Below are 15,416 nucleotides of genomic sequence, written 5' to 3' on the forward strand. Positions count from 1 at the left end.
CTTGGGCGAGTGCGGCGGCGGGCTCGTCGTGCCACGTTCGAGGGTGCGTCGTTGGCTTGCCTATGGATCTGTCATGCAAAGCATCAAAGACTTTTATCGTGAATTGGCCGAGGGCCATTTGATGCTGGCATTCCAGCCGGTGGTGTGGCTGCCCGACAGCAGCCGGGTGCTCTACCACGAAGGGTTGCTGCGCCATGTCGATGCCCAGGGCGGGGATGTCTACCCCCTGGCGCTACTGGAGAAACACCAGGTGATGCGCGAGCTGGACCGCAGCGTGGTGCTCTGTGTGATCGACAGCCTGCAACGGGACGAACGCCTGCGCCTGGGGTGCAATATCTCGGCCCAGAGCGCGATCATCGATTCATTCTGGTACCCCATTGTCCAGCAGTTGCGGGACTTTCCCGGCGTGGCCGCGCGGCTGGTCATCGAGATCACCGAAAGCGCCACGCCACCGAGCATCGAGGCGGCCAGCGAGTTTGTCCTGTGCCTGCGCGAACTGGGCTGCCGGGTGGCCATCGACGATTTCGGCGCGGGCCTGGGCACCCTGGAGTTCATCCGCCAGACCCGGCCGGACATCGTCAAGATCGACAAGGGCTACATCCAGCGCGCCCGCAGCGAACTCAACAGCGCCCAGACCCTCAGCCACCTGGTGCAACTGTGCAAGACCCTGGCGCCCTGCGTGATCATCGAAGGGGTGGAGACTGCCACCGACCAGGGCCTGGCCACGGCCTGTGGTGGCGAGTGGGGGCAGGGCTACCTGTTCGGCCGCCCCCAGGTGGATCGCCTGGGGCGACGTTGCCGCCTGGCGCAGCGGGTGCCCCAGCTGTGCACGCCGGATCAGGCGTAGCCCGGGTGCATGCCCGCCTGAAGGGGTTCAATCAGCCTGCGGGGTGATGGGCGGGGTGTGGGCCGTCGGGTCTTGCACCTCGGCACTGATGGGCAATGCCTGCAGGTCTTGCTCGGGAATCTCCTTCCTATCCACGTGCATGTTGCGCTTGGGCCGCTCCGGCTGGAGCGCGTCGTAGGGCAGCAGCACGGTGTCGAGCGCCGCGTCCAGGGGCAGGCTGGCGATCATCAGGATCGGGCACACCACCATCACCCAGCAGCCGCCGGTGATCATGCGTGCGTAGCCCATGTCGTAGCCGGTGAGCACTTGGGCGTTGGTCTTGACGCTGCGGTAGTAGCGGTCGTCGCGAAAGTCCAGGGCATTGCCGCGAGTCATGTAGGTGCCGCAGCCGGACAGCAGCAGGGTGTTGAGCAGCAACAGGTAATTGATGATTCGGATGATCGCTCTTCCATTCAGGCCATTGGCAGGGGGGGGCGCGGCTCAGGGCTTCATCGCGTCATAGGGCAGCAGCGCGGTGTCGGCCACGGCGTCCACCGGCAGGCTGACGATGGCCACCACCGGGCAGACAATGCTCATCCAGCAGAACAGCGTGACGTAGCCGTCGTAGCCGCTGGCTCCGCGCATGGTCAGCAGTTCGATATTGGCCTGGGTGCCTTTGTAGTAGTCGTAGCTGGTATGGGCATTGGGGGTGCGGGCGATCAGGGTGCCGCAGCCCACCAGGGACAGCAGGGACACAACGAACAGAGCATTGAGGGCTTTGATGGCGCCATTCCTTAGCAAGCGGGTTTTTCCGCGCGCATGGTCGCAGAAGCCCGATGCAGACGCTAGATTGGGCGCTGAATAAATACTGGGCGCAGTGCCGGGAGGGTTCGATGGAGGGAGAGCGCAGCGTCGCACGGCTGTTCGCCGAGGAACCGCTGTCCTGGGGGCTGCGGGGTGACCCCTATTTGTGGCGAGCCATGGCCACGCATCTGGCCCACACGCCCTGGCCGGCCACGGCGCAGCAGTTGGAAGCCCTGATCGTCCAGGCCTTCGAGCAACTGACCGGCAGGGCCTGGAGCTCGGCAGGGCACTTCTTCGTCGAGGCCTTTGCCCATGGCGGCATGTCCAGCGGCGGGATTTCCATGGGCTTCTGGCACGAGCGCGGCCTGCCCCTGTTGTGCGCCCGTTGGGCTCAAGCCTGATCAGATATCGCTGGGTATCAGCATAAGCAGGTCGGTATCGCCGATATCCACCCCGGCCTGGGTCAGCAGGGTGCTGGCCTGGCCGCGGTGGTGGGTCTGGTGGTTGAAGAAATGCACCAGCAGGCTATAGAAATCGCGCTCGGCGACCACGCCCCGGGTGTTGGCGTAATGCAGGCTGCTGTCCAGGTCGGCGTCGCTCAGGGACTGGCTGAAATCGAGGATCAACTGGTCCAGCCACTGACGCTGCTGCCAGAGCCCGCCCAGGTTTGGGAACAGCAGGGTCTTGAGGTCCTGTGGCAGGGCCACCTGCTGCAGCGGCGCCAGGGCCGCAAACCGCGCCGGGTGCTGGGCAAAGCGCTTGAGCCAGATGGTGTCGCCGGCCAGCAAATGATTGAGGGTGCCGAGGATCGAGCCGAAAAAGGCCTGCCGGTCCAGAGCCAGTTGCGCATCGGACAGGCCCATGGCGGCGCTGTACAGCTTGCTGTTCATCCACTGGTTGTAGCGAGCCATCAGGCACAGGTGCTCGGTGCGGTTCATTGCGGTTCCTTTCGGGGTTTGCGGGCTGGCGCGCAGCAGCTTCGCAAGCCCCGGTGCCGCAATGCAAGAGGCGTCACAAAAGCCTCGTGCGCAGGCCGTTTGCAGGGCTGTGCAGCCATTAAAAAAACCGCCCCTTTGGCCCCGATAACATCGTTTCTCGGGGCTTGGGCTTTTCTCTATATTGGCCACCAGATCCAGCGCGGCAACAGGCCGCGCACCCTTTATGGTGAGCCGTTGCAATGAATAAAAAACCTGAACGCACAGGGCTGGAAAACCCCGGAACCGCTACCCGGGTGGTCTGGGGCGGAGAGCAAGTCCGTCATCCCTACAACGCCACGCAACCCCCGATTGTCGCCAGCGCCGCCTATGGCTACGACGACATCGACCAGTGGTACGACGTGGCCCTGGGCAAGGCCCCGGGCTTTATCTACAGCCGCATGAGCAACCCCACGGTGCAAACCCTGGAAGCCAAGCTGCAGGATCTGGAAAACGCCGAATCGGCGGTGGCCTTCAGCAGCGGCATGGCAGCCATCAGCGGCGTGCTCTACAGCTTCCTGCGCCACGGCCAGCGGGTGGTGTCGACCAAGGACAGCTACGGTGGTACCAACAAGATCTTCGAGGAATTCCTGCCGCGCATGGGCGTGGCCGTGACCCTCTGCGAAACCTTCGACCAGCAGCAGATCGAGGCCGAGATCGCCAAGGGCTGCGACCTGCTGTACCTGGAGACGCCGACCAACCCGACCCTGAAGATCGTCGATATCCAGCGTCTGGTCGCCGCGGCGAAACAGGTCGGCGCCCTGGTGGTGGCGGACAACACCTTCGCTACGCCGCTGAACCAGAACCCCCTGGCGCTGGGCGTGGATGTGGTGATCCACAGCGCTACCAAGTTCCTCAGCGGTCACGGCGATGTGCTTGGTGGCGTGGCCTGCGGCAGCGAAGCGCTGATGAGCCAGGTGCGTCACTACCGGGAAATCAACGGTGCCAGCCTCGATCCGTTCTCGGCCTACCTGATCATTCGCGGGATCAAGACCCTGGCCCTGCGCATGCGCCAGCAACAGCACAGCGCCGCGCAGCTGGCGCAGTTCCTGCTCAACGAGCCGTTGGTGGAAGCCGTGAACTACCCGGGCCTGCCCAACCACCCGAACCACGCCGTGGCCTGTGCGCAGATGCGCGGTTTCGGCGCCATCGTCAGCTTTGTCCTGGTGGGTGGCATGGACAGCGTCAAGCAGCTGTTGCCACGCCTGCGCTATGCCCACTGCGCCGGCAACCTGGGGGCGGTGGAAACCATCTACGGCCCGGCGCGCACTACCAGCCATGTGGAGAACACCCTGGAAGAGCGCCAGGCCCTGGGCATTTCCGAAGGCCTGGTGCGGATTTCGGTGGGCATCGAAGACACCGATGACCTGCTGGCCGACCTGCAGCAGGCCTTCGCCTGGCTGCGCCAATCCCTCAAGCAGAATGCGGCGCCTGGCGCCATCCCATCCCAGGACCCGCGGGCCGAGGTCGCCCACTGAAAAGAGCGCGCAACACCCCCACAGCAAGGCAGCCAGTGGGGGCTTCATGAAGAGGAATAACAATAAAAACCTGGTGGCATCCGATTTGTTTTCTGCCCATTTCCACAGTCGCAGAAATTGAGACTTGCCCTGACAACTTTCATGAGAACCATCATGTCCCTACAAGAACAACAGACCGACTTGCGCGGCGGCTTCAAGCAAGAAATGCAGACCCGGCACATTGTCATGCTCGCCCTGGGCGGGGTGATAGGCACCGGGCTGTTCCTCACGTCCGGCTACACGGTGAACCAGGCCGGCCCGCTGGGTGCGGTGATCGCCTACATCATCGGCGCGCTGATGGTGTACCTGGTGATGATGTGCCTCGGCGAGCTGGCGGTGCAGATGCCCGAGACCGGCTCCTTCAGCACCTACGCCACGCGCTTTCTCGGCCCCGGCACCGGCTACACCGTGGCCTGGCTGTACTGGCTGACCTGGACCGTGGCCATCGGCTCGGAATTCACCGCCGCCGGGATCCTCATGGCCCGCTGGTTCCCCGAGACCCCGGTGTGGATCTGGAGCGCGCTGTTCGCCATGGTGGTGTTCTTGTCCAACGTGGTGTCGGTGCGGCTGTTCGCCGAGACCGAGTTCTGGCTGTCGCTGGTCAAGGTGATCACCGTGCTGGCATTCCTGGTGGTGGGCGGCGGGGCGATTCTCGGTCTTCTGCACATCGACCAGGCCCACAGCATCGGCCTGAGCAACTTCACCCGTGAGGGGCTATTCCCCACCGGTTTCATGCCGATCGCCATGACCCTACTGGCGGTGGCCTTCGCTTTCTCCGGCACCGAACTGATCGGCATCGCCGCTGGCGAAACCCGTGACCCGCAACGCAATGTGCCACGGGCGATCCGCACCACGGTGCTGCGCCTGGCGATCTTCTTCGTCGGCACCATCTTCGTCCTCGCCACCCTGTTGCCCCGGGAGCAGGCCGGCCTGGTGGAAAGCCCGTTCGTCACGGTGTTCACCTACATCGGCATTCCGTACTCGGCCGACATCATGAACTTCGTGATCATCAGCGCGTTGCTGTCCGCCGCCAACTCCGGGCTGTACGCCGCCTCGCGGATGCTCTGGACCCTGAGTGACCAGGGGCACCTGCCCAAGCAGTTCTCGGCCCTGACCCGCATGGGCACGCCGCTCAACGCGATCATCGTGAGCATGGCCGGTGGCGCCGCCTCGCTGCTCAGCAGCGTGTTCGCCCCGGACACCATCTACCTGGCCCTGGTGTCGATTTCCGGGCTGGCGGTGGTGGTGGTGTGGATGAGCATCGCCGCCAGCCAGATCGCCTTTCGTCGGCACTTCGTGGCCAACGGCGGTGACGTGCGCGACTTGAAATTCCGTGTTCGTGGCTACCCCTGGGTGCCGTTGGGGGCGCTGTTGTGCTGCGCCCTGGCCTGTGTCGGCATTGGTTTCGACCCCGAGCAGCGCGTGGCCCTGTACTTCGGCCTGCCCTTCATCGCCTGGTGCTACCTGGTGTATTACATTACCCGCAGTAGCCGCCAGCGGCGCCTGTCCCTGGCAGCCCTGGCTCGGCCCTCCGATGCCCTGCAGGGTTGACGGGTGCGCCCGGCGCCCAGGGTGTCCATGAGAGCCAGGCCATGAAGCAGAAAAGCTTGCCCCCGCTGAACTGGCTGCGCGCCTTCGAGGTGTCCGCCCGTTGCCTTAACTTCACCCACGCCGCCGAGGAACTGTTCCTCACCCAGGGCGCGGTCAGCCAACAGATTCGCCAGCTGGAAAGCCACCTCGGGGTGGCGCTGTTCAAGCGCCTGCCCCGCGGCCTGGACCTGACCGAGGAGGGCCGCTCCTACCTGCCGGTGGTGCAGGACGCGATCACCCGGTTGGCGGTGGGCACCAACGAAATTTTCGGCCAGCACAAGCGCCGGCCGATCAAGGTGCGCGGCAGCCTGGCGTTTTTCGTCCACTGGCTGGCGCCCAAACTGGCGGATTTTCAGCACAGGCACCCGCTGGTGGATATCCGCTACATCAGCAATATCTGGGTCAAGGAGCTGGATGGCGAAGACGACCTGGAAATTCGTTGGGGCCACGGCCACTGGCCGGGGCTGGTGGCCCAGCGCCTGACTTGGGACACGCTGTTCCCGGTGTGCGCCCCGGCCTTGCTGGACAAGGCGCCGCTAGAGGTGCCGGCGGACCTGGCCCGGCACCCGCTGCTGCATGTGCTGGGCTACGAAGAGGGCTGGGGCTACTGGCTGCAGCGGGCCGGCGCCGAGCAAGTGGATTCGTCCCGGGGGATGCAGTTCGACACCCTGATTTCCACCTTGCGCATGGCCGAACTGGGCCTGGGCGTGGCCCTGGCCCGTTCCTCCATGGTCGACCAGATGCTCGCCGACGGGCGCTTGCTGGAGCCTTTCAGTCAGCGCATCGAGGCCAGCGAATCCTTTTACCTGGTGCGTGGCGCCGGGGCCGATCCACACCCCGATGCGCTGGAATTTTCCACCTGGCTGGTGGAGCAGGCCCATCGCCATAAATGACTGGCCGGAGCCAAACATGCGTTATGTGAGTACCCGCAGTACCGCCGAGCAGGTGGATTTCGAAAGCGTGGTGTTATCCGGCGTGGCCGCCGATGGCGGGCTGTACGTGCCTGCCGAGCTGCCACGCTTCAGCCCCCAGGAGATCGCCAATTGGTCGACCCTGGATTACCCCGAACTGGCCTTCCGGGTGCTCAGCCCCTTTGTGGGCGACTGCCTGCCCGAGGCGGACTTCAAGGCCTTGCTCAGCCGCGCCTACAGTGGCTTTGGCCACCGCGCGGTGGCGCCCCTGCGACAGATCGACCGCAATGAATGGGTGCTGGAACTGTTCCATGGGCCCACAGGCTCGGCCAAGGATTTTGCCGCGCGGTTGCAGGCGCAACTGGTGGGCTATTTCCTCCAGCGCCGGCAGCGCCACGGGGTGCTGGTGGGGGCCAGCAACGGCGATACCGCGCTGGCGGCCATCGACGCCTTCAAGGACTGCCCGCAGACCCAGGTGCTGGTGTTCTATCCGCAGCACGGCGTGCCCGAGCAGCAAGGGCAGCAGTTGCAGGCGGCACACAACCCCGGGCTGTGGCGCTTTGCCGTGCAGGGCAGCTTCGACGACTGCCAGACCCTGGTGGCCCGCCTGCTGCGCCAATGGCCCCTGGCCGAGCGCGAGGTGATCGGCTTCAACTCCAGCAATTGGGTCGGGGTCATGGCCCAGCTGGTGCTGTATTTCCATGCCGTGCTGCAACTGGGGGGCGGCCAGCGGCCCATCGGTTTCAGCGTGCCGGCGGCCAGCTTCGCCGAGGTCTATGCCGGCTATATCGTGCAGAAGATGGGCCTGCCCATCACCCAGATGATTGTCGCCACCAACCGCAACGACGCCCTGCACCAGCTGTTCCTGAAGAACCGCTATTGTCGCGCCGAGGCCAGCCAGAGCCTGTCGCCGGCCATGGACCTGTCGCTGTTCGCCAACCTGGAGCGCTTTGTCTGGGAGCTCTATGGCCAGGACCCGCATGCGGTGGCGGGCCTGATGCAGCGCTTTGAAGGCAGTGGCGAGATGACCCTGGGCAACGAGTTCTGGCTGCAGGCGCGGATGATCATCGACTCCTACTCGGTGAGCGATGAAGAGACCGGCAAGGAGATCAGCAGCCTCTATCGGGACACCGGCTACATCATCGACCCCCATGCTGCCATCGGTGTCCTGGCGGCGCGCCTGTACCGCCGCAGCCTGGTGGCGCCCATGGTCACCCTGGGGGAGATCGCGCCGGCCAAGTCGGCTCGGTTGCTGGGCTCGCTGGGTATTCCAGGGCTGGCACCGCAGCCACTCGCGGCGCCTTCCACGGCGCAGTGGCAGGCACTGGCGGCGGATGATTTTGCCGCCGTACTGCACTGCCTGAAGGCACTGTGATGGGCACCGCGAAGGAGGCTTCATGAAGCGGATCCTGGATCCACTGGACGAATGCATCATCGCCGAGCTGACCCGCAATGCCCGGGCGGCTCATGCCGAGCTGGCGGCCAAGGTCAACCTGTCGCGCAACGCAGTGCGCCAGCGCATCGAACGCCTGGAGCGCGACGGAGCGATCCAGGGCTACACCATTCGCCTGGGCGAAGGGCGCGGGGCGGATACCCGGATCAATGCGCTGATCTTCGTCTACCGCTACGACCGCATGCGCGGGGCCGATGTATTGCAGGCGCTGCGCGCGATGCCGGAGATCATCCAGTGCGAAGTGCTCAGCGGCGAGTTCGATGTGCTGGTGCGGGTCAGCGCCGCCAGCGTAGAGCGGGTGCACCGGGTGTGGAATGACATCGCCGCCTTGCCCGGGGTGGAAAACACCGTGACGTCCTTTGTCTTGTCCTCTGTGGCCTGAGCGCAGAGCCGGATCTTCTGGCCTCCTGTAGCCGCTGCCGAGCCTTTGGCGAGGCTGCGAAAAGGGCCGAAGGACCTTCCTGCGCGGTCAATCAGCATGTTGCGATGAATGGAACCCTGTGTGGTGTCCTGTTGGACCGCACCGCCAGGGTTAGCGTCTCCTGCGGAGCCGGGTGCAGCCTTCGGCAGCGGCTACAGGGGCAGTCTTGGTTGCGGGTTTTGCGTAGCCAGCGCCTGTGAGCGCAGCCTTCGGCAGTGGTCACCGGCGCTGGGCAAAATGCTCAGCAAATACAGCAAAACGGCATATTTCACTGCCCGGTCCCGACCCCTAACCTTGTGTCCATCAGCTTCTCAACCCGGATGGAACACAACAAAAATGACTGAATACAACATCGCCCTGGTGGGCTTCGGCGGGGTCAACCGGGCCCTGGCGCAACTGATTGCCGAGCGCAATCAGGCGTGGAAAAAACAACTGGGTTTCAGCTTGAAGATCGTTGGCATCAGCGATCTGTTCCTGGGCTCCATCGTCGCTCCCCAGGGGCTGGATGCCGGTCTGCTGAGCAAGCTGCCGGCAACCAAGGGCGCCTTGGCGCAACTGCCGGGCGGCCAGGTGGAGGCGCTCAACGAACAGGTGATCAAGGACTCCGGCGCCGACATCATTGCCGAGGCCACTTTCACCAACCCGGTGGACGGCGAGCCAGCGAGTACCTTCTGCCGTTGGGCCCTGGAGCAGGGCAAGCACGTGGTGACCACCAACAAGGGCCCCATTGCCCTGCACAGCGCCGAGCTCAAGGCCCTGGCCCGGCGCAATCTGGCGGCCTTCGAATACGAAGGCGCGGTGATGAGCGGCACCCCGGTGATCCGCATGGCCAAGCAGTCCCTGGCCGGCAGTGGGCTACTGGGGTTCGAGGGCATTCTCAATGGCACCTCCAACTTTGTGCTGACCCGCATGGAGGCCGGCCTGGGCTTTGCCGAAGCGGTGGCCGAGGCCCAGGCCCTGGGGTATGCCGAGGCCGATCCGAGCGCGGATGTCGAAGGCTTTGACGTGCGCTTGAAGGTGGTGATCCTGGCCAACGAATTGCTCGACGCGCAGTTGACCGTCAGTGATGTCAGTTGCCGGGGTATCTCCGGCCTGACGGCCAAGGACCTGGAGCAGGCCCGTGCCGAGGGCGCGCGCTGGAAGCTGATCGGTTCGGCCCAACGCCTGGCCGATGGCTCGCTGCAAGCCAGTGTCGAGCCGCGCCTGTTGCCCCTGGCCCATCCGCTGGCGGGCATTGGCGGGGCGATCAACGCGGTGTCGTTCAACACCGAACTGCTGGGCGCGGTGACGGTGTCCGGGCCGGGCGCTGGGCGCATCGAGACCGCCTTTGCCTTGCTCTCGGACATCATTCACATCCACCAGTCGCGCTTGGCCCGCTAGGAGCATGCCCATGAACCTGTCACGTCTGGCGCTGGCCGCCGATTCGATTGATGTCTGCAGCCCCTTCGATGGTCGGCTGATCGGGACAGTGCCACGCCTTGAGGCCTGTGCCGTGCCCTACCTGTTGCAGCAAGCCCGCCAGGGTGTCAGCGACTGCGCGGCGCTGCCGCGCTATCAGCGGGCACGGATTCTGGAGCGGGCGGCCCTGAACATCGAGCGCGACGCCGAACATTTCGCCCGGTTGATCGTCGATGAAGCGGGCAAGACCCTGAAACAGGCGCAGAAAGAGGTCAAGCGCTGCATCAACACCCTCAAGCTGTCGGCCGAAGAGGCCAAGCGCAATGCCGGCGAGGTGCTGCCGTTTGATGCCTATGAAGGTTCGGAAAACCGCCAGGGCTGGTTTTCGCGCGAGCCCTTGGGGCTGATCCTGGCGATCACGCCTTACAACGATCCGTTGAACCTGGTGGCGCACAAGCTGGGCCCGGCCATCGCCGGGGGCAACGGGGTGATTCTCAAGCCCTCGGAGCTGGCGCCGCTGTCGGCGATCAAGCTGGTGGACTACTTGCGCGATGCCGGCCTGCCGACCTCGGTGGTGACCCTGGCCACCGGTGGTGCGGACCTGGGCAAGGCCCTGGTGGAAGCCCGTGAGGTGCGCATGGTGTCGTTCACCGGCGGCTTTGTCACCGGGGAGCAGATCGCCCGCAGCGCCGGGTTGAAAAAGCTGGCCATGGACCTGGGAGGCAATGCGCCGGTGATCGTGATGGCCGACTGTGACCTGGCGGCGACGGTGGAAAGCTGCGTGTCCGGGGCCTTCTGGGCGGCGGGGCAGAACTGCATCGGCACCCAGCGCCTGCTGGTCCAGGCCTCGATCTATGAGGCGTTTCGAGAGGCTTTTGTGCGCCTGGCTCGGGAGCAGGTCAGTGGCGACCCGCTGGCCAGCAGCACGGACATCGGGCCGATGATCAGCCTGCAGGCGGCGCAGAACGCGCAGAAGGTCGTGGATGAAGCGCTGCAACAGGGCGCGCGTTTGCTCTGTGGGCATCAGCGCCGGGGTTCCTGTTACGCCGCCACGGTGCTGGAGAATGTCGACCACGGCAGTCGCCTGTGGCAGGACGAGGTCTTTGCGCCAGTGGTGGTCTTGCAACCGTTCGACGATCTGGATCAGGCCATCGCTTTGGCCAATCAGCCCGAATACAGCCTGCATGCAGGGATCTTCACCAATGACCTGCGTATCGCTATGGACGCTGCGCGGCGGATCGAGGCGGGTGGGGTGATGATCAACGACTCTTCCGATTACCGTTTCGATGCCATGCCCTTTGGCGGCTTCAAGTACGGCAGCCTGGGCCGAGAAGGGGTGCGTTTCGCCTATGAGGAAATGACCCAGCCCAAGGTGGTGTGCCTCAACCGCCTGGGCTGAGGCTGATTGCAGCAACACGACAGGTCGCCGGGCACCGGGCAGGTTTGGTCACCTGCCCGGTGTTTTTTTGCTGGCGGTGAGGTGCGGTGAATCGGTCGCGGTACGGGCAGTGGTAAAGTTCGCCGCTTCAGGATGAACGATGCGGGAAGCGGGCCGATGATCAAGGTGTGGTTGCAACAAGGGCGTGGCCTGTGGCTGGCGCTGTTTCTCGGGCTGCTGTCGCCGGCCCTGGTGCACGCCGAGGAGGCGCCGCCGGGGCTGGTGAAGGTGCCCCTGGACCGGCGGGTGATCGACCTGACCGCGACCTTGGATAGCGCCACCCAGGAGCGGATGGTGCACAAGCTGGAGGCGCTGGAGCAGCGCCGCGGCGCGCAGATCGCGGTGATGCTGCTGCCCAACCTGGGCCAGCAGAGCATCGAGGCCCTGAGCAACCAGTTGTTTCGCGCCTGGAAGCTGGGGCGCAAGGGGGTAGACGACGGCATCCTGCTGCTGGTGGCGAAGAACGACCACAAGGTGCGGATCGAGGTCGGTTATGGCCTGGAACCGGTGGTCACCGACCTGCTGGCCGGGCAGATCATCGCCCAGGACCTGACCCCGGCCTTTCGTCAGGGCGACTTTGCCGGCGGTATTGACCGTGCCCTGGATGACTTGATCCTGCTGGTGGACGGGGGCTCGTTGCCCGAGCCTGCGGGGCTGGCGGTGCCGCTCGAAGCCTATGCCTTGCTGCTGGCGTTCGTTTTCGGCTCGGTGGCGGGGGTGATGCTGGCCGCCGGCTGGAACTGGCGCCGGGTGCTGGGGGGCGCAGTGGTGCTGATGGCGGTGCTGGTGGGAGCCGTGGGCGGCCATGAGTGGCTGGCGCAGTTGTTCCTGGTGCCGCTGTGCATGTTGATCGGCGGTGCGACCTTCGCCGGGCTGTGGCAGGCGCGGCGGGTGTTCTACGGGGTGCTGGGGCTGCTGCTGTACATCGGCCTGCTGACCCTGGTCAGCCAGTATCTGGGCCGTTTGACTTTCCTCTACGGCCTGGCCTGGCCGGCGGGGGTGCTGCTGGTGCTGGGCGGCCATTGGCTGCTGTACTGGATGATGCGCAACAGCTGGCGCAAGAGCCCCCGGGGCTTTTTATGGCGCTTTGCCGTGTTGCTGACGCTGGTTCTGCTGATGGGCCTGGGTGTGGATGCCTGGCAGGCGGCTCAGCGTTGGCTGCGGGTCGTGCCGTTCGCCTATTTCCTGAGTTTCATACTGTTTGCCGGCGGCAGTGGCTTTCGCTGGAGCAGTGGCGGTGGCAGCAGCAGTGGCGGCCGCTCAAGCTCGGGTGGCGGTTTCTCCGGGGGCGGCGGTTCCAGTGGCGGCGGCGGGGCGTCGGGCAGTTGGTGAGGCTGGGCGCGGTAATGATCACGCAGCCGTCCTGCTCTCCCAAGCCTGCGGGGCCGGGCAACGGGCCGATGGCGGCGCAGAGAATCGTTGAGCGGTCAGGGTGGCGGAAACTGATGGTTGATAATAATTCTCATTGGTGAATATGATATGTTATTACATTGATTTCAGTCCCAAGGAAGCGTTGCCATGAAAGTCCTGTCGTCCCTCAAAGAAGCCAAGAATCGTCACCGCGACTGCCAGATCGTCAAGCGTCGCGGTCGCATCTATGTGATCTGCAAATCCAATCCGCGCTTCAAGGCTCGCCAGGGCGGGGCGAAGAACCGGAACAAGGGGTGAGTGCGGGGGCGGTCGGGAGTGACAAGGCGCTGCTGGAGCGAGCCACTCCCGACAGCACCCAGGCATGGGGGGCAGGTTTTTCAGTCGTGCAGCAGGGTCGAGCCGTACTCGTTGAAGCTGTTGCCCAATGCGCTGTTGCCGTTGAGATTCAGATTGCTCACGCCACCGCCAAGCCGGCACTTGTCCGAATAGCAGGGGTGGGTGGTCGCGCTGGAGCAGGCGCCCAGTAGAAGGGTGGCGCCGATCAGCAACACCTTGAGGCAGTTCAACTTCATTTTCAGCATCTCCAGAGCAGGGTCAGGGATAGAGCGAACCGGAGACTCATCCTACGCCGTTACATGTCGATACACATTGCCAATCAGGCGGGCCCGGAAAAAATATCTGCCGTGCTTGCAGGATGCCGCCTTGGCACGGGGCTGCTCAGCGCCGCGGGGGCAATTGTGTCCTCGGGCCAGACCCGGTAGAAAGGCGCAACGCATTCAGAAAACAGATACCAGCATGAGCGACATTGAGAAACCCAATAGCCGCCTGTTCGACCTCGACTTGCTGCGGGCCATTGTCACGGTGGCCGACTGCGGCAGTTTCACCACGGCCGCCACCCGCCTGCATTCCACCCAATCCACCATCAGCCAGAAGATCCGCCGCCTGGAGGAGATGGTCGGGCAGCGCCTGCTTGAGCGCGGCAATCGCGATGTGTTGCCCACCGATGCCGGCGAGACCCTGCTGGGATATGCCCGGCGCCTGCTGGCACTGAACGATGAAATGTTCGAGGCGCTGTCCGGGGCCACAGTGGTGCTGACGGTGCGTATCGGCGTGCCGGACGACTTCGCTGCCGGCCGCACCACCGAGCAACTGGCTGCGTTCAACCGGCGCTATCCCCAGGTCAAGCTGGAGGTCACCAGCGGCATGAGTCGCGACCTCAACGCCAGTTATGACCGTGGCGAACTGGACCTGGTGGTGCTCAAGCAACTGCGCAACAGCCGCGAGGCACTGGCCTGCTGGCCGGAGAAGACCCGATGGGTGGATAGCGCGAAAAACCCCTGCATCGATCTCGACCCGCTGCCTATCGTGACCTTCCCGCCGCGCGGGGTGTACCGCGATGCCATGATCAATGCCCTGGAGGCGGTGGGCCGGCGCTGGCATATCAGCTTCACCAGCTCCAGCCTCAGCGGCCTGCAGTCGGCCATTGCCGATGGCATGGGCATAGGCCTGCTGCCATTGCGTGCGGTCACGGCTGGCCACCAGGTCCTGTCCAAAAGCACCGGGCTACCCTCGGTGGACGTGTTCGAGGTGGCGTTGCTGCACCGCCCGGCGGCAGATCCCATGGTCAAGGAACTGGCGCGAGTCTTGTCGCGGGTGCTGGCCCAGGACACTCAGGGCTGAAGTCGCGCGGCATTCGATAAATGAATATGGCGGATTCCAGTATTTAATTTGTGCATGTGCGTAACGCTGGATATCGTGGTGGCCAGCAGCGGTCCGCGCCGCTTCCCTGGCGCGTCGACCCGCAGGTTTGTTCACCCTGGCAGCGTTGCCGCGCGGGGCAGCAAAACAACAATGAGGAGAGTCTCCATGTCCAAAACCACCTATTACGCGCCTCACGGCGGGCACCCGGCACAGACCGAACTGCTCACCGACCGCGCAATGTTCACCGAAGCCTACGCCGTGATCCCCAAGGGCGTGATGCGCGACATCGTCACCAGCCACCTGCCGCACTGGGACAACATGCGCATGTGGGTCATCGCTCGTCCGCTGTCGGGTTTCGCCGAAACCTTTTCCCAGTACATCGTTGAAGTCGGCGCCAATGGCGGTAGCGACAAGCCCGAGCAGGACCCCAACGCCGAAGCGGTACTGTTCGTCGTCGAAGGCGAGGTCAACCTGACCCTGCAAGGCCAGGTGCACGTCCTCAAGCCCGGCGGCTATGCCTTTATCCCACCGGCTGCCGACTGGAAGCTGCGCAACACCAGCGGCACCGAGGCGCGTTTCCACTGGATCCGCAAGCACTACCAGAAAGTCGATGGCGTGCCATACCCGGACGCTTTCGTCACCAACGAGCAGGACATCGAGCCGCGGGTCATGCCCGATACCGAAGGCCGCTGGAGCACCACGCGTTTTGTCGACATGAGCGACATGCGCCATGACATGCACGTCAACATCGTCAACTTCGAGCCGGGCGGCGTGATTCCGTTCGCCGAGACCCACGTCATGGAGCACGGCCTGTACGTCCTGGAAGGCAAGGCGGTGTATCGCCTGAACCAGGATTGGGTCGAGGTCGAGGCCGGTGACTTCATGTGGCTGCGCGCCTTCTGCCCACAGGCCTGCTACTCCGGCGGCCCGGGTCGTTTCCGCTACCTGCTGTACAAGGATGTGAACCGCCAGATGCGCCTGACCCTCAACGCAGCGCATTGATCCGACGGCA

General features: G+C 64.6%; 17 protein-coding genes. 13 read left to right on the plus strand and 4 right to left on the minus strand.

What is annotated here, in order from left to right; all coding sequences use genetic code 11:
- The first annotated feature begins 73 nt into the window (after window positions 1-73).
- Entirely contained in the window at window positions 74-847 is a 774-nt protein-coding gene (locus AC1RCO_RS01370) for an EAL domain-containing protein (RefSeq protein ID WP_011062108.1), read from the plus strand.
- 27 nt (window positions 848-874) lie between these two features.
- Here AC1RCO_RS01370 and AC1RCO_RS01375 read toward each other — a convergent pair whose 3' ends face one another.
- On the minus strand, window positions 875-1,264 hold the full coding sequence (locus AC1RCO_RS01375) for a YceK/YidQ family lipoprotein (RefSeq protein WP_041118989.1): 390 nt from the start codon (window positions 1,262-1,264) through the stop codon (window positions 875-877).
- A gap of 63 nt (window positions 1,265-1,327) precedes the next feature.
- On the minus strand, window positions 1,328-1,627 hold the full coding sequence (locus AC1RCO_RS01380) for a YceK/YidQ family lipoprotein (protein WP_125063483.1): 300 nt from the start codon (window positions 1,625-1,627) through the stop codon (window positions 1,328-1,330).
- A gap of 92 nt (window positions 1,628-1,719) precedes the next feature.
- Here AC1RCO_RS01380 and AC1RCO_RS01385 point away from each other — a divergent pair, with 92 nt between their 5' ends.
- Window positions 1,720-2,031 carry a hypothetical protein gene (locus AC1RCO_RS01385; RefSeq protein WP_041118987.1) on the plus strand — a complete coding sequence of 104 codons (312 nt, stop codon included), beginning with the start codon at window positions 1,720-1,722 and terminating at the stop codon, window positions 2,029-2,031.
- On the opposite strand, the gene AC1RCO_RS01390 is transcribed toward AC1RCO_RS01385, so the two are convergent.
- Window positions 2,032-2,568, minus strand: coding sequence for a DinB family protein (locus AC1RCO_RS01390; RefSeq protein ID WP_011062104.1), 537 nt, complete (start codon window positions 2,566-2,568; stop codon window positions 2,032-2,034). It lies immediately after the preceding gene.
- 239 nt (window positions 2,569-2,807) lie between these two features.
- Between AC1RCO_RS01390 and AC1RCO_RS01395 the strand changes: the two genes are divergently transcribed.
- The 9 genes from AC1RCO_RS01395 (at window position 2,808) to ykgO (ending at window position 13,000) form a co-directional block, all read left to right on the plus strand.
- The gene (locus AC1RCO_RS01395) at window positions 2,808-4,082 is read left to right on the plus strand and encodes a cystathionine gamma-synthase family protein (protein ID WP_011062103.1); all 1,275 of its coding nucleotides are present in this window, start codon (window positions 2,808-2,810) and stop codon (window positions 4,080-4,082) included.
- Window positions 4,083-4,235: 153 nt separating this feature from the next.
- Window positions 4,236-5,672 (plus strand): amino acid permease, encoded by a 1,437-nt coding sequence (locus AC1RCO_RS01400; RefSeq protein WP_011062102.1) that lies wholly within the window; start codon window positions 4,236-4,238, stop codon window positions 5,670-5,672.
- A 41-nt stretch (window positions 5,673-5,713) separates the two neighbouring features.
- Complete coding sequence (locus AC1RCO_RS01405; protein ID WP_011062101.1) at window positions 5,714-6,604, plus strand: LysR substrate-binding domain-containing protein; 891 nt, start codon at window positions 5,714-5,716, stop codon at window positions 6,602-6,604.
- 16 nt (window positions 6,605-6,620) lie between these two features.
- Window positions 6,621-7,997 (plus strand): threonine synthase, encoded by a 1,377-nt coding sequence (gene thrC / locus AC1RCO_RS01410; protein WP_011062100.1) that lies wholly within the window; start codon window positions 6,621-6,623, stop codon window positions 7,995-7,997.
- A 22-nt stretch (window positions 7,998-8,019) separates the two neighbouring features.
- Entirely contained in the window at window positions 8,020-8,457 is a 438-nt protein-coding gene (locus AC1RCO_RS01415) for an Lrp/AsnC family transcriptional regulator (RefSeq protein ID WP_011062099.1), read from the plus strand.
- Between the two features lie 375 nt (window positions 8,458-8,832).
- Entirely contained in the window at window positions 8,833-9,876 is a 1,044-nt protein-coding gene (locus AC1RCO_RS01420; protein ID WP_065363286.1) for a homoserine dehydrogenase, read from the plus strand.
- Between the two features lie 10 nt (window positions 9,877-9,886).
- The gene (locus tag AC1RCO_RS01425; RefSeq protein ID WP_011062097.1) at window positions 9,887-11,293 is read left to right on the plus strand and encodes an aldehyde dehydrogenase family protein; all 1,407 of its coding nucleotides are present in this window, start codon (window positions 9,887-9,889) and stop codon (window positions 11,291-11,293) included.
- 156 nt (window positions 11,294-11,449) lie between these two features.
- On the plus strand, window positions 11,450-12,664 hold the full coding sequence (locus AC1RCO_RS01430; protein WP_065363287.1) for a TPM domain-containing protein: 1,215 nt from the start codon (window positions 11,450-11,452) through the stop codon (window positions 12,662-12,664).
- Between the two features lie 186 nt (window positions 12,665-12,850).
- Window positions 12,851-13,000: a type B 50S ribosomal protein L36 gene (gene ykgO / locus AC1RCO_RS01435; RefSeq protein WP_011062095.1), complete on the plus strand. Its 150-nt coding sequence runs from the start codon at window positions 12,851-12,853 to the stop codon at window positions 12,998-13,000.
- Between the two features lie 80 nt (window positions 13,001-13,080).
- Here the strand turns inward: ykgO and AC1RCO_RS01440 are convergent, their stop codons facing one another.
- Window positions 13,081-13,275, minus strand: coding sequence for a hypothetical protein (locus AC1RCO_RS01440; RefSeq protein ID WP_011062094.1), 195 nt, complete (start codon window positions 13,273-13,275; stop codon window positions 13,081-13,083).
- Window positions 13,276-13,498: 223 nt separating this feature from the next.
- Between AC1RCO_RS01440 and AC1RCO_RS01445 the strand changes: the two genes are divergently transcribed.
- Complete coding sequence (locus AC1RCO_RS01445) at window positions 13,499-14,383, plus strand: LysR substrate-binding domain-containing protein (RefSeq protein ID WP_011062093.1); 885 nt, start codon at window positions 13,499-13,501, stop codon at window positions 14,381-14,383.
- 186 nt (window positions 14,384-14,569) lie between these two features.
- The gene (locus tag AC1RCO_RS01450) at window positions 14,570-15,406 is read left to right on the plus strand and encodes a bifunctional allantoicase/(S)-ureidoglycine aminohydrolase (protein WP_011062092.1); all 837 of its coding nucleotides are present in this window, start codon (window positions 14,570-14,572) and stop codon (window positions 15,404-15,406) included.
- Window positions 15,407-15,416 lie beyond the last annotated feature (10 nt).

This window comes from Pseudomonas sp. GW823-FHT03E05, assembly GCF_058796855.1.